At 64.1% G+C, this 13,272-nt stretch carries 15 protein-coding genes, 1 tRNA gene and 1 pseudogene; 7 read left to right on the forward strand and 10 right to left on the reverse strand.

Annotation, left to right across the window (positions count from 1 at the left end; genetic code table 11):
* Nucleotides 1-545: acyl-CoA thioesterase (locus V7E26_RS25420; RefSeq protein ID WP_324421658.1), on the reverse strand; the 545-nt coding region annotated here is incomplete at its 3' end.
* A gap of 204 nt (nt 546-749) precedes the next feature.
* Between V7E26_RS25420 and V7E26_RS25425 the strand changes: the two genes are divergently transcribed.
* Complete coding sequence (locus tag V7E26_RS25425; RefSeq protein WP_324421659.1) at nt 750-1,970, forward strand: ubiquinone biosynthesis hydroxylase; 1,221 nt, start codon at nt 750-752, stop codon at nt 1,968-1,970.
* A gap of 117 nt (nt 1,971-2,087) precedes the next feature.
* Here the strand turns inward: V7E26_RS25425 and V7E26_RS25430 are convergent, their stop codons facing one another.
* Both V7E26_RS25430 and V7E26_RS25435 read right to left on the reverse strand, forming a co-directional pair.
* Complete coding sequence (locus V7E26_RS25430; RefSeq protein WP_324421660.1) at nt 2,088-2,285, reverse strand: Trm112 family protein; 198 nt, start codon at nt 2,283-2,285, stop codon at nt 2,088-2,090.
* Nucleotides 2,286-2,334: 49 nt separating this feature from the next.
* A complete protein-coding gene (locus V7E26_RS25435) occupies nt 2,335-2,871 on the reverse strand; it encodes a TetR/AcrR family transcriptional regulator (RefSeq protein ID WP_324421661.1) in 537 nt (178 codons plus the stop codon).
* A gap of 81 nt (nt 2,872-2,952) precedes the next feature.
* On the opposite strand from V7E26_RS25435, the gene V7E26_RS25440 reads away from it, so the two are divergent.
* Complete coding sequence (locus V7E26_RS25440) at nt 2,953-3,303, forward strand: hypothetical protein (RefSeq protein WP_324421662.1); 351 nt, start codon at nt 2,953-2,955, stop codon at nt 3,301-3,303.
* Between the two features lie 46 nt (nt 3,304-3,349).
* Here V7E26_RS25440 and V7E26_RS25445 read toward each other — a convergent pair whose 3' ends face one another.
* Nucleotides 3,350-4,024 carry an LON peptidase substrate-binding domain-containing protein gene (locus tag V7E26_RS25445; RefSeq protein ID WP_324421663.1) on the reverse strand — a complete coding sequence of 225 codons (675 nt, stop codon included), beginning with the start codon at nt 4,022-4,024 and terminating at the stop codon, nt 3,350-3,352.
* Between the two features lie 77 nt (nt 4,025-4,101).
* On the reverse strand, nt 4,102-5,025 hold the full coding sequence (trxA, locus tag V7E26_RS25450) for a thioredoxin (RefSeq protein ID WP_324421664.1): 924 nt from the start codon (nt 5,023-5,025) through the stop codon (nt 4,102-4,104).
* Nucleotides 5,026-5,379: 354 nt separating this feature from the next.
* Here trxA and V7E26_RS25455 point away from each other — a divergent pair.
* From V7E26_RS25455 to V7E26_RS25470, 4 genes are all read left to right on the forward strand, one after another.
* Nucleotides 5,380-5,454 (forward strand) — tRNA-Gly (locus V7E26_RS25455).
* Between the two features lie 232 nt (nt 5,455-5,686).
* The gene (locus V7E26_RS30080; RefSeq protein ID WP_442893478.1) at nt 5,687-6,076 is read left to right on the forward strand and encodes a phospholipase effector Tle1 domain-containing protein; all 390 of its coding nucleotides are present in this window, start codon (nt 5,687-5,689) and stop codon (nt 6,074-6,076) included.
* Nucleotides 6,077-6,119: 43 nt separating this feature from the next.
* Nucleotides 6,120-7,379 (forward strand): PQQ-dependent sugar dehydrogenase, encoded by a 1,260-nt coding sequence (locus V7E26_RS25465; RefSeq protein WP_324421665.1) that lies wholly within the window; start codon nt 6,120-6,122, stop codon nt 7,377-7,379.
* An 83-nt stretch (nt 7,380-7,462) separates the two neighbouring features.
* Nucleotides 7,463-8,050 carry a c-type cytochrome gene (locus V7E26_RS25470; RefSeq protein ID WP_324421666.1) on the forward strand — a complete coding sequence of 196 codons (588 nt, stop codon included), beginning with the start codon at nt 7,463-7,465 and terminating at the stop codon, nt 8,048-8,050.
* A gap of 26 nt (nt 8,051-8,076) precedes the next feature.
* Here V7E26_RS25470 and panE read toward each other — a convergent pair whose 3' ends face one another.
* The 3 genes from panE to V7E26_RS25485 form a co-directional block, all read right to left on the reverse strand.
* Nucleotides 8,077-8,997, reverse strand: a complete 921-nt coding sequence (gene panE, locus V7E26_RS25475; protein ID WP_324421667.1) for a 2-dehydropantoate 2-reductase — start codon at nt 8,995-8,997, stop codon at nt 8,077-8,079.
* Nucleotides 8,998-9,130: 133 nt separating this feature from the next.
* Entirely contained in the window at nt 9,131-9,736 is a 606-nt protein-coding gene (locus V7E26_RS25480; RefSeq protein ID WP_324421668.1) for a 2-hydroxychromene-2-carboxylate isomerase, read from the reverse strand.
* Between the two features lie 134 nt (nt 9,737-9,870).
* Nucleotides 9,871-10,464: a DUF2239 family protein gene (locus V7E26_RS25485; RefSeq protein WP_324421669.1), complete on the reverse strand. Its 594-nt coding sequence runs from the start codon at nt 10,462-10,464 to the stop codon at nt 9,871-9,873.
* Between the two features lie 152 nt (nt 10,465-10,616).
* Here V7E26_RS25485 and V7E26_RS25490 point away from each other — a divergent pair, with 152 nt between their 5' ends.
* The gene (locus V7E26_RS25490) at nt 10,617-11,282 is read left to right on the forward strand and encodes a glutathione S-transferase family protein (protein ID WP_324421670.1); all 666 of its coding nucleotides are present in this window, start codon (nt 10,617-10,619) and stop codon (nt 11,280-11,282) included.
* 8 nt (nt 11,283-11,290) lie between these two features.
* On the opposite strand, the gene V7E26_RS25495 is transcribed toward V7E26_RS25490, so the two are convergent.
* Nucleotides 11,291-12,766, reverse strand: a complete 1,476-nt coding sequence (locus tag V7E26_RS25495) for a serine hydrolase domain-containing protein (RefSeq protein WP_324421671.1) — start codon at nt 12,764-12,766, stop codon at nt 11,291-11,293.
* A gap of 16 nt (nt 12,767-12,782) precedes the next feature.
* Nucleotides 12,783-13,272: pseudogene (locus V7E26_RS25500) on the reverse strand (SDR family oxidoreductase); the annotation flags it as partial.

The raw sequence follows: 13,272 nt of genomic DNA on the forward strand, positions 1-13,272 counted from the left end.
ATCCAGACATGGATGCGGCCGTCGTCGATCTTCTGGCCGAAATAGCGGCCGAGCTCGCAAGGTCGCAGTTCGATCGGCCGGTCGGATTCGTAATAGCGGCGGATGAATTCCGGCATCTCCTTGAACATCGGCTGCTTCGATACTTCCTCCGCCGTGAGCTTTTCCGGCGGCGGCACGTCGGGCATCTTGTCCTGATGATCGAAAGCGCCTTCTTCCTCGGCATGGAACGACACCATGATCGAGAAGATGGCGTTGCCATGCTGGATCGCGGTGACGCGGCGCGTCGAATAGCTCCTGCCGTCGCGCAGGCGTTCGACCTGGTAGATGATCGGGATCTGCGGATCGCCGGGCAGGATGAAATAGCAATGGATCGAATGCGGCAACCGGCCTTCGACGGTGCGGCACGCCGCGACCATCGCCTGCCCGATGACCTGCCCACCGAACACCCGCTGCCAGCTCGTCTTCGGGCTGTTGCCGCGGAACAGGTTCACCTCGAGCTGTTCGAGATCGAGGATGGAAATCAGGTCAATCAGGCCTTTGGACATGGGGAGTTGCTTTCAAATTGCGATTCTGCCGTCGTTCCGGGGCGCGGATCCGGTGCCAAACCTCCGGTTTCCGGGTTCGCGCCGCCGCGCGCCCCGGAATGACGATCCGGTTAAGCAACCTTGTTTCTGGACCCTGTTTCGCCCAGCTAATATCAGGTAGCAAGTCTGGTCTAACGGGGATGGCGTAACCGGATAAGGGGTCGCATGTCGACACAGCGAAGCATTGTCATCTGCGGCGGCGCCTTTGCCGGGCTGGCGCTGGCGCTGGCGTTCCGCCAGGGCCTGGGCGCGGATATTCCCGTCATCGTGGCCGATCCGGCGTTGGCCGCGCGGCCGAGCCGCGATCCGCGGGCGACCGCCATCGTCGCGGCATGCCGGCGGCTGTTCGAGGCGCTCGGCGTCTGGGACCAGATCGCGGCGGACTCGCAGCCGATCCTCGACATGGTGGTGACTGATTCCAGGCTGGAAGACGCCACCCGGCCGGTGTTTCTGACATTCGCCGGCGACGTCGAGCCGGGCGAACCGTTTGCACACATGGTGGAGAACCGCCGTCTCATCGATGCGCTGGTCGCGCGTGCCGAGGCGGAAGGCATCGATCTCCGCGCCACTGCCGTTTCGAGCTACGATTCGCGTCCCCATGGCGTCACCGTGACGCTCGCCGATGGCAATGTCGTCGAGGCGAGCCTGCTGGTCGCGGCCGATGGCGCACGCTCGCGACTGCGCGAGCGCGCGGGAATTGCCACCCATGGCTGGGACTACGATCAATCCGGCATCGTGGTCACCGTCGGCCATGAGCGCGATCATCATGGCCGCGCCGAAGAGCATTTTCTCCCGGCAGGACCGTTCGCGATCCTGCCGCTGACAGGCAAGCGCTCGTCGCTGGTGTGGACCGAAAGCCGCAAGGAAGCCGCGCGGATCACCGCGCTCGGTGATGCCGAATTTCACGAGGAACTGGAAAAGCGCTTCGGGCTGCACCTCGGCGAGATCAAGGCGCTCGACAGGCCACGCGCGTTTCCGCTCGGCTATTTCGTCGCGCGCTCGTTCGTCGCCGAGCGGCTGGCGCTGGTCGGCGATGCCGCGCATGTCATCCATCCGATCGCGGGGCAGGGCCTCAACATGGGCCTGAAGGATATTGCCGCGCTGGCTGAAGTCGTTGTCGATGCGGCCCGGCTCGGTATCGATCCCGGGCAGGCCGATGTGCTCGAGCGCTACCAGCGCTGGCGGCGCTTCGACACCATGGCGATGGGCGTTGCCACCAACTCGCTGAACTTCCTGTTCTCGAATGAATCGAGCCTGCTGCGCACCGTGCGCGACATCGGGCTCGGCCTGGTCGACCGTGCGCCGCCGCTGAAGAGCCTGTTCATCAAGCAGGCGGCGGGATTATCGGGCGAAGTGCCGCGGCTGCTGAAGGGCGAGGCGCTGTAGGACACGAGCCTTGTAGCCCGGATGGAGCGAAGCGAAATCCGGGAACGGTCGCGCAAGTGGGCCGACTCAACCCGGATTGCGCTTCGCTCCATCCGGGCTACGAGAGACATCTTGTTATCAATCGATCTTCCGCGCCTCTTCCGGCAGCATGATCGGGATGCCGTCGCGGATCGGGTAGGCGAGTTTCGCCGAGCGCGAGATCAATTCCTGCCGCGTCGTATCGAATTCCAGCGGGCCCTTGGTCACCGGACAGACCAGGATTTCGAGCAGCTTCGGATCGACGGTGCCGTCGAGGCGTTCGGGCGAGGCGTTCATTTGATGTCTCCGGATCGGAGTGGTGCTTAACACACCAGGCTGCTGGATGTCATGACGTCGCCATCCGCACCAGCTCGTCGACCACGGCCTGTTGCCGCGCCTTCGGCAGGGCTTGATCCGACAGCGCAAAGCCGAGAAACGCCCAATAGAGGATTTGCGCGCGGGCACGGGCGGTTTCCGCCGGCAGGCCCGACTGCGCCAGCAGGCCCTCCACATAATTCAGCCGCCGCCGGTCGATCGCCTGCACCGCGGCGCGCGCGGCGGGATCGACGCTGGCCCAGTTGCGCACGGCCTTCTCCAGCATCAGCCGCTCGCCGAACACGCGGCGCAGCAGCAGCGCCAGCGGATTGTCGTCCTTCGAGGCCGCCTCGACATTGTCGATGATCTGCTCGGCGGCGACCTCGTGCCAGCGCGCCAGGACCGCGGCGTGGAACGCGGCGATATCGGCAAAGTGCCAGTAGAAGCTGCCGCGCGAGACGCGCAGCGCCTTTGCCAGCGGCTCGGCCTTCAGCGCGGTGAAGCCGCTTCTCGCCAGCGCCTTGAGGCCCTGGTCGACCCAGTCCTTTGCCGAGAGTTGATCGCTCATGATCCAGCCACCATACACTACTGTATTGACAGGGGCCAGGACGTCGTGCATAACCATACATTACTGTATGGAGACGTTCCGATGCGCGATCTCATTCTGCAATGCGCCGGTGTTGCCGGCATCGTCGTGGCCCTGATTCATGGCGCGCTGGGAGAAACCAAGGTATTCGCCATGGCGACGATCCAGCCGGAAAGCCTGCGGACGCTGATCCGCCTGGTCTGGCAGGCGGGCACGGTCGCCTGGATCGGCGGCGGCGTGTTGCTGCTCGCCGCGCCCTCGATGGGCTCGGAAAGCGCGCGGCACTGGATCGTGGCGACGATCGTCGCGGTCTACGCCTTTGCCGCCGCCGCCAATGCCTGGTGGTCGCGCGGCCGCGGCTTCGGCTGGAAAGCGCTCGGCGCGGTCGTCGTGCTCGCGGTCGCCGGGTTTTGACGCGTTTCCTTCACGCGAACCGGTTTCCACTTCGCTGGAAAACGCTCTACTGCAGCCCGGTGTCGCCGCTGGTGCGCTTCTTGGCGAGATCCATCTCGGTCACCGCGATCAGGATCTCGGCGCGGGTCTTCAGGTCGGGCGCTTCCAGCATCGCCTGCTTCTCCGCAGGGCCATAGGGCGACATCATCGCGAGCGCGTTGACCAGCGCCTCGTTCGGCGCGCTTTCGATGCCTTCCCAATCGACCTTCAGATTGTTGGCATTGAGGAAGTCGGTCAGCACCTCGAGCAGCGCCGCGCGGTCGACCGCCTCCTCGCCCTTGCGTGCAACAAAATCGTCGGCATAGAGGAAGAAATCGACCCTGCACTGCCGGTACGCGGTGAGCGCTCCGACTTCCTCGATCACCTTGAAGCGGGCGACGCCGGTCAATTCGAGGATGTAGCGGCCGTCGCCGGATTCGGCGAGCTGGGTAATGCGGCCGACGCAGCCGACCCGGAACAGCTCAGGCTTCTTCTCATCCCTGGTGTGGGAAATATCCGGCTGGATCATCCCGATCAGCCGGTGTCCGTCGCGCAGCGCGTCGTCCACCATCGCCAGATAGCGCGGCTCGAAGATATTGAGCGGCATCTGGCCGCGCGGCAGCAACAGCGCGCCCGGCAACGGAAACACCGGAATGATTTCGGGAAGCTCGCCGGGTCCGCGGTATTCGGCATTGATCGGCATAGGCAGTCCCGGTCAGTTCGTTGGTTCGATGCGTTTTCTCTTCACAAATCATGGCCCACGGATGTGGGTTACGCGAATTACGAAAAAAGAATCGTCGACAGCCGTCTGCGTCCATCGACGGTGGCTTCGTCGGCGCCGCCCCACGCCTCGAAGAACTGCACCAGCTGCTTGCGGGCGCCGTCATCGTTCCATTTGCGGTCGCGCCTGACGATCTCCAGCAACTGGTTGGTCGCCTCGCCGCGCTTGCCGAGTCCATTGAGCGCGGTGGCGAGATCGAACCGGGCCTGATGGTCGAGCGGGTTCGCGGCGACCTTCTGCTCGAGCTCCGTTACCGGACCCAGTGACTTGGCTTGCTCGGCCAGATCGATCGAAGCCTGCACCGCCTTGACCGCGGCGTCGTTGCGCTTCGATTCCGGCACCATGGCGAGCGTCTGCCTGGCCTGCTCGACGGCGCCTGTCGTCACGTAGCATTTCGCAAGGCCGGCCAGCGCCGCGATATTGGTGGCGTCGAACCCGAGGATTTCGGCATAGATCTGCGCGGCCGCGGCGGCATCGCCCTGGGCCAGCACGGCCTCGGCCTCTTGCAGGATTTCCGCGATATTGGGTTCACCCGGCGCGGTCCTGCCCTGGGTGATTTTCTCGATGAAGGCGCTGACCTGGCTCTCCGGCACCGCGCCCATGAAGCCGTCCGCCGGGCGGCCGTCGACGAAGGCGATCACCGCCGGAATCGATTGAATGCCCATCTGTCCGGGAATGGCCGGATGCTGGTCGATATTCATCTTGACCAGCTTGACCTTGCCCTTCGCCGCGCGGACCGCCTTTTCGAGGATCGGCGTGAGCTGCCGGCACGGGCCGCACCACTCCGCCCAGAAATCGATCAGCACCGGCTGGCGCTTCGATTCCTCGATGACGTCCTTCACGAAGGCCTGGGTGGTCGTTTCCTTGATCAGATCGGACGCTGCCTGCGGCGCCGGGCCGCCGCCCTGCTCAACTATCGTCACGGTATCCTCGCCTGATGTCTTGCGAACGCTTTTCGGGACCGGGTTCTAGCACGTCCCGGAACCAAGTTCTCATCCGCTAGATGGCGGCTGGGCCACAAAATTCAATTGGTCGCGGGGCAGCAGGCCACGGCACGCGCGCATCGGGCCGGCGCGTGCCGATGCCTGATCCGGGTTCCGAATCGTATCCTCCGACACCGCCCGACCCGTCCAGGATGGTTTCGAGCCGATTCGACCCCATTTGTTCTCGAAATCGGTTCAATCAGGCGTCATCCAATTGCGTTCGGACTGTTGCATTCGCGGTCCGCATTTGGCATAGGTCTGCCGTTGACGGCGTGCGTCGCCGCCATCTCGGATGCGGGTGTAGCTCAGTGGTAGAGCACGACCTTGCCAAGGTCGGGGTCGAGGGTTCGAGCCCCTTCGCCCGCTCCAGATTTCTTCAAACAGGCAAATCTGCAGCAACACGAAAGCCCGCCATTTCGGCGGGCTTTCGTGTTGGGTCCCCGATGTGATCCAGCCCTCTTTCTGTTCGGCGACGACGAGATGAGTAAACTCTCCGCGAAGGTCTGGCGTACCTTTGAGGCGCTGGATCTTTCCGGGAATGACCAGGCCGCATTTTACAACAACGGTGTGGGCACTTCGTCGTTCAAGCCGATGACGATCCTTGGGGGCGCTCGGGCTCGGCCTGCTGCGCGACGTTATCGCGCTCTACAAATTCTCGTGCCGCAACGATCGCAATGCCGACGATGAACTATTCGGATTCAGCCGTGGTGCCTTCACGATCCGGACATCGAGAACAACGCGCATGCCTACGCGCCGGTCGGTCTTCTTCGTGGGAGCCCGCCCACTTCTCTGGTGTGCGGCGTTCGCTGTCGGCGAATACTGCGATGCAGCGGTGCGACAGCAAGCGCTGCGCGAAGGCGACGACTTGGCCATCCGTCTCAATTTTTTTTCGAGCAGACCACGCCACCGCTACGCGCGCTTCTATCCCGCGATGGATGTGCTACGATTTTTGGGTCTGTTGCACATCACCAGACCAAGTTCGCCTCAATAAAATATAAAAGCGCAGCCGCCAGGCTGCCCAGGGGAGTGACGCGATGAAATCGGCATTCAATCGATCTATTCTTGCGCTCGCAGCTATCCTCGTTGTCGCGGGGGCCGGGCAGGCCAGCGCGCAGCAGAAGCCACTGAAAAAATACGAGTCCGGCACCAAGGAGTTCTGGACCCATCCACCTGACGACTGGTTCCTCGGCGACGAGACCGAAGCCCAGAAGGGACAGGCGCCGCCGTCAGGTCCGCCGACCGGCGCTTCGGAAGCTGAACTCGCGGCGATGATGAAGAAGATCAAGCTGCCGCAAGGGTTCAGCATCGAGGTCTGGGCCCCGAACGTCCTCGCCGCCCGGCAGATGGCCTGGGGCGACAAGGGCACGCTGTTCGTCGGCTCGTTCGGCCTCGGCAACGTCTACGCGATCAAGGACAATGGCGGCAAGCGCGAGGTCAAGACCGTCCTCAAGGGCCTCAACATGCCGACCGGCGTCGCCTTCCGGGATGGCGCGCTCTACGTGATCGCGGTCGACAAGCTGATCAAATACGAGAACGCCGAAGCCAATCTGGACAATCTCGGCGCCGGCAAGGTGGTGTATGACGACATGCCGTCCTATGCCGCGCATGGCTGGAAATACATCGCCGTCGACAAGGACGGCTGGTTCTACCTGCCGTTCGGACCGCCCTTCAACATCGGCATCCCGCCGACCAGCGTCTCGCAGATCCGCCGCGTCGATCCCAAGACCGGCAATGCCGAGATCTGGGCGCTGGGCGTGCGCAACAGCGTCGGCGGCGACGTCGATCCGCGCACCGGGCGATACTGGTTCACCGAGAATGCCCGCGACTGGATCAGCGACGACATGCCGAGCGACAAGCTCAACATGATCTCGAAGATCGGCGAGCATTTCGGCTATCCCTATTGCCACCAGGGCGATTTTCCGGACCCGAAATTCGCGATGGGGCACAAGTGCGATGAATTCACGCCGCCGGTCGTCAAGCTCGGCGCCCATGTCGCACCGCTCGGGATGAAGTTCTATACCGGCGATCAATTCCCCGCCGACTACAAGAACAACATCCTGATCGCCGAGCACGGCTCCTGGAACCGGCACAAGTACCAGGGCGCCCGCATCAAGCGCGTGATCGTCGATGCCGACGGCAAGAACGCCAAGTCGGAGATCTTCGCTTCCGGCTGGCTGGAAGGTGACACCGGCTATCTCGGCCGTCCGAACGACATCATCCTCGCCCAGGATGGATCGATCCTGGTGGCCGACGACTGGGCCGGCGCCATCTATCGCATCAGCTACAAGAAGTAGGATGTGAAGGACCAGGAGCTGCGGCTACCCGGGAACGGGTGGCCGCAGCTTCTGTTGTTTCCGGACTGACGGAGGAGTTTGCAATGCGCGTTGCGCTGGTCGCGACCGTGCTGGCGTTGGCGGTCGGCTGCGGTTCATCCGTTGGCGCCGCCGATATCGCCGCAGGCAGGCAGAAGGCCGAACTGTGCGTCGGCTGTCATGGCGAGGGCGGCATCTCGCAGATGGACAACATTCCGTCGCTGGCGGCGCAGCTCGACCAGTTCATTCAGTGGCAGCTCGTGTTCTTCCGTGCCGGCACCCGCAAGAACGAGCAGATGCAGCCGATCGTCGAGCAGCTCAACAACGACGACATCCGCAATCTCGGCGCCTATTACGCCTCGCTTCCACCGGCGAAGCCCAGGGCGGACGATGATCCGGACCTTTCGAAAAAAGGCGCGCAGGCCGCCGTCGGCCGGCGCTGCGCCTCGTGCCACACCGACACCTACGCCGGCACCAAGGCGGTCGCCCGTGTCGCCGGCCAGCGCGAGGATTACCTGCTGAAGGCGCTGCGCGACTACAAGACCGGCGTGCGGGCCGGCGGCGCGATGGCGGCGATGGCCGATGTCGCCTTTCCGCTCAGCGAGGAAGAGATCGAGGCGCTTGCGCATTATCTCGCGCACTTTAACGGATAGCGGGCAAGCCGAAGTCCGCTTCGGCTCTACCCGCGCTGCTTCTCATACGCCTTGAGGTGCGTATAGGCGATGCGCAGCTTCGGCACCGGGATCTTGGCGGCGTCGGCGCGGACGACGAGATCGCCGATCACGTGGTCGGCCTCGACCGGCAGGCCCGCCTTGATGTCGCGGAACATCGAGGCGGTCATCGGCGATCCCTCGGTCGTCAACAGGCCGGCGGTGCGCTGGAAGAACGGACCGGCCGGTTCGTAACCCGACGCCTTTGCAATCGCGCTGCATTCGTCGAGCATGCCGAGCAGAAAATCCTTGCCGCCGGTGGCCGCCAGGATATTGCCGACGGAGGTGCGCATCAGCGAGGTGGAGGCCGCGAGCGAGGCCAGGAACACCCACTTCTCCCACATGTCCTGCATGATGTGCTCGCTGGCGACCGCGCCGATCTTGCCGCTGTCGAACACCTTTGCAATCGCGCGCACGCGCTCCGGCATCGCGCCGTCGCGTTCGCCGAAATTGAGCGACTGCATCGGCGCAAGCTGCACCACCTCGCGCGCCTCGTTCAGCGTCGCCGCGATCGCGCAGAGGCCGCCGAGCACGCGTTCTGCGCCGAACCTGTTGTCGAGCACATTGAGATGCAGCATGCCGTTGAGCAGCGGGATGATCGCCGTGCTCTTGCCGACCGCGGGGGCGAACGACTTGATCGCGTCTTCCAGGTCGAAGGCCTTGCAGCTCAACAGCACGACGTCGAAGGTCTCGTTGAGCTTGTCGGCCTGCACGGTCGGCGGATTCCTGAGCGTCACGTCGCCGGCCGGGCTCTTGATGACGAGGCCCGCGCTCGCAAGCTCGGATGCGCGCTTCGCCCGAACCAGGAACGTCACGTCATTCCCGGCCTGCAGCAGCCTGCCGCCGAAATAGCCGCCGATGGCGCCGGCGCCGACCACGAGAATACGCATGGATCAACTTTCCTTGTTGTTGGTCTTGGAAGGGGCGAATAGCGAATGGCGAGTAGGGGATTTCCACCGCAATTTACTGACCATTCGCCATTCGCCTCTTTACCACTTCCCGTCGAACAGTCGAATCACGTCGCTACTTGCCCGAGACCATCTCCTCGACTTCGCGAAGCTGCTCCTTGCCGAAGAACATTTCCTTGCCGACGAAGAATGTCGGCGAGCCGAAGGCGCCGCGCTCGACGGCGTTTTGCGTATTTTCGATCAGCCTGGCCTTGACGTCCGCGTCCTGCGAACGTGCCAGCAGCTTGCCCGCATCGAGGCCGGACGAGGCCAGCGCCTTGGCCGCGACTTCAGCGTCGTCCATCTTCTTCGGCTCGACCCACATGTGGTGGAACGCGGCCTCGACATATTTCTCGAATACGCCCTCCAACTGCGCCGCCACCGCCGCGCGCATCAGGTTCAGCGTGTTGACCGGGAAAAATGGATTCCAGACATAGGGCTTGACGCCGAAGCGCTTGACGAAACGCTCGGTTTCCAACGCGTGGAATTCGCGCTTGTTCTTGATGCCGGCGAACGCTTCGGCGGGCGACCTGTTGTTGGTGGCCTTGAAGATGCCGCCGAGCAGGACCGGCACATATTCAAACGTCACGCCGGTGCGTTTCTCGATCGCCGGAATGGCTTCATGGCTCAGGAAGGCATTGGGGCTGCCGAAGTCGAACAGGAATTGTGGATTGGTGCTCACGGCAGTCTCCCTGATGTTTTGCCGCATTGTGGCGCAAGGTGGCTGGCGCGTCCACCTTTATGATGACGATCGTAATATAGTGAAACGCACCAGCCTCTCCTGGTCACGCCAATCGCGGAAGTGCGAACCGCGTCTCAAGGCTCGGCGCCGTCGCTGAAGGCGAGCTTGACCACGTGATCGCGGATATCGTCGGGCCAGCCGGCGACCAGGCCGGCGAATTTCCGCCGGTCATCGGCGAACAGCGCGCGCGAGGCTTCCTCGAAACCGGCGAGGTTGCCGGCCATGACGGACATGAAACGATAGGCGGCATCGCGCGCCGCTCGGATGCGATCGGCATCGCCATTGGCGCGGCGCGCCTCGTCGACCAGCTTGCGCAGCGCGACCGATGCGCCGCCGGGCTGCGACCCCAGCCAGTCCCAGTGGCGCGGCAACAATGTCACCTCGCGCGCCACCACGCCGAGTTTCGGCCGTCCACGCCCGCGCGGTTCCGTCGGCGCAGTTTCCGGATCGGGCGCCGGTTGCGGCAGCCGGGCAATGACGTCGCGTTCGGTGCCGCGCAGGTCGAGGTCGATCGGCTGGCCGGTGGCGTCGGCGAATATGGTGATCGGCGGCGCGGCCGGCCGGTGCGACGCATTCATGACGGCAATCGCGACCTCGGCGAGGGGCCCTGAGGCCAGGCGCAGCGGCCCGATGAAGGCCGTGAACTGGGGGCGGAAATTGTCAACCATTGGAGAGTCTTTCGGATTTTCTTCCGTTCATATTTATCCGGGTAAATAATAATGTCAATATCGCCCGGGTAATATATCGCTCCACCGATGGCCGTCTCGACTTTGACGTGACCGGCTGGCACCAACGGCGCGCCAATGGAAGGGGGCCAGCCATGCTGACGGTTCATCATCTCAACAACTCCCGCTCGCAGCGCGTGCTCTGGCTGCTCGAGGAGCTCGGCGTTCCCTACGAGATCGTGCGCTACCAGCGCCAGCCGGACATGCGGGCGCCGAAGGAGTTGCGCGCCATTCACCCGCTCGGCAAATCGCCAGTTATCACCGACAATGGCAACACGATCGCGGAGTCCGGCGCGATCTGCGAATACATCATCGGTACCTATGGCAACGGCCGCCTGATCCCGCCGCCCGGTACGCCCGAGCGGCTGCGCTACACCTATTGGCTGCACTACGCAGAAGGCTCGGCGATGTCGCCGCTGCTGCTGAAGCTGTTGTTCACGCTGATGCCGAAGCGCGCGCCGGCCCTGCTGCGGCCGCTGGTGCGCAAGGTCTCCAACCAGGCGCTGACGGCGCTGGTCAATCCGCAACTCAAGCAGCACATGGATTACTGGGAGGGCGAACTCGGCAAGAGCGAGTGGTTCGCCGGCAGCGAGTTCAGCGGCGCCGACATCCAGATGAGCTTTCCGCTCGAAGCCGCCGCGGCGCGCGGCGGGCTGGAGCAGGGCCATCCGAAGGCGATGGCGTTTCTGGAGCGCATCCACGCCCGGCCGGCTTATGTGCGTGCGCTGGAAAGGGGTGGACCGTATGTGGTCGGAAGGTGACGACATCGTCATTCCGGGGCGCGAAGCGAACTGGGGGGCACCCTTGCGCCCCCGAGAATCTCGAGATTCCGGATCTGGTCCTTCGGACCATCCCGGAATGACGGTTCCTGCATCGCCGCGATCACTTCCTTCACCAGCCTGGCAACGCCCATGATATCGCCGGTCGGATCGACGCTGTCGCCGAGCCGCACCACGACGAGGCGCTGCGACGGAATAATCATGATGCGCTGGCCGAGATCGCCGGAGGCAAAGAATGCGTCGCGCGGGATGCCTGCCCGCACGCGACCCTTCGCATGGGGATGCTCGCTGCGGTTGGTCCAGAAGCCGGCGGCGTAATCGGTATCGAGCGTCGCGGCGGCGCAGAAATCGACCCAGTCCGGGTGCAGGATGCGCTTTTCGCCGGCGAAGCCGTCGTTGAGATAGAGCAGGCCGAACTTCGCCCAGTCGCGCGCGCTGGCGAGCATGTAGGTCGAGCCCTGCAGCGTGCCTGTTACGTCGAATTCCAGCGTGACGCTGCGCATGCCGAGCGGGTTGAACAGTTCGCGCCAGGCAAAGGCCAGCGTCTGTTCCGGCCCGCCTACGGCATCGCGAACGATACGCGCCAGGATCTGCGTGGTCGGGCTCGAATAAGCCCATCGCTTGCCGAGCGGCGCGCTCATTTTCGAGTTCACCGCATAGGCGGCCGTATCGTCTTCGAGAAACATCCGGCTGGACGGATCGAAGCCGGAATTGGTTTCGTCCAGGTCGAGGCCGCTGGTCATGCGCATGAGATGCTCGACCTCGATCTCGCGCCGCGGATCGTGGGCGCCGCGCCATTCCGGGATCGGCGCCGGCATCGAGGGCGTGACGAGGCCCTGCTGGGTCAAAATGCCGATCAGCGCGTTGACGACCGATTTGGTCATGGAGAAGCCGAGCAGCGGCGTGTCTATACCGACGCCCGGCGCATAACGCTCCGCGATCACCTTGCCGTCGTGAACCACGACCACCGCCTTGGTGCGGCGGAACGGCGGCGCGGCCGGCTCCTCGAAGGCGTGATCGAGCGCGGCCTTCAGCGTCGGATCGGACGGCTCGACCACGGTGGGGCCGGCAATCTCGGGAAGCGACGGCGGCGCCTTCGCCTTCAGCGCCTCGACGTCATTCTTCAGCAGATAAGGCTGATCCTGTCCGTGAACGTCGACGCAGCCAAACCCTTCGTGAAAGGCCGCGCGGCTGCGAAACAGCCCGAGCGTCGAGGCATTGACGGTGCGCGCGGTGCGGTCGAGGTCGAAGCGGAGCAGATGGCGCAGCCTGCGGATGCCGGCGCGATCCGAAATCTCGGCGAATACGGATTGCGGGTCGAAGCCCGAGACGAAGGCCTTCGAGCAGATGTTATGCGCGACATATCCGGTTGCGACGCGAATCGCGCGATCGGGCCGGAAGTGGATGCCCGCGCCCGCCAGCGCGGCGATCAGGACGGCAAGCGCAAGGGCAATCCACTTTCGCAAGTCCGGCGAGCTCCCTCTAGCGGGATTTCTGCGCCGCGCCGACCGAGGGCAGCGCCTGCACGGTGACGCCGGGCGGCGGCGCGTCATCCTCGGGGACGAAGAAATCCGACATCAGCTGCACCGAAGGATCGACGCGATATTTTTCGAAATCCCTGACGCCCGAGGCGTACAGCACCTTGTCGTCGATGCAGAACTGTCCGGTGAACTCGCGCGACGGCCGGGTCAGGATTGCGTGCGCCGCGTCGCCCATGATTTCAGGCGTGCGGCTTGCACGCATCATTGCGTCGCCGCCGAGGAGATTGCCGACGGCGGCGGTCGCGATCGTGGTGCGCGGCCACAGCGCATTGACCGCGACGCCTGCGGATTTCAGCTCGCCTGACAGTCCGAGCACGCACATGCTCATGCCGAACTTCGCCATGGTGTAGGCGGTCGAATGCTCGAACCATCTGACCTTCATGTCGAGCGGCGGCGACAGCATCAGGATATGCGGATTGGCTGCCTTCTTC

This window comes from Bradyrhizobium sp. (assembly GCF_036735945.1).
Taxonomy (GTDB): Bacteria; Pseudomonadota; Alphaproteobacteria; order Rhizobiales; family Xanthobacteraceae; genus Bradyrhizobium.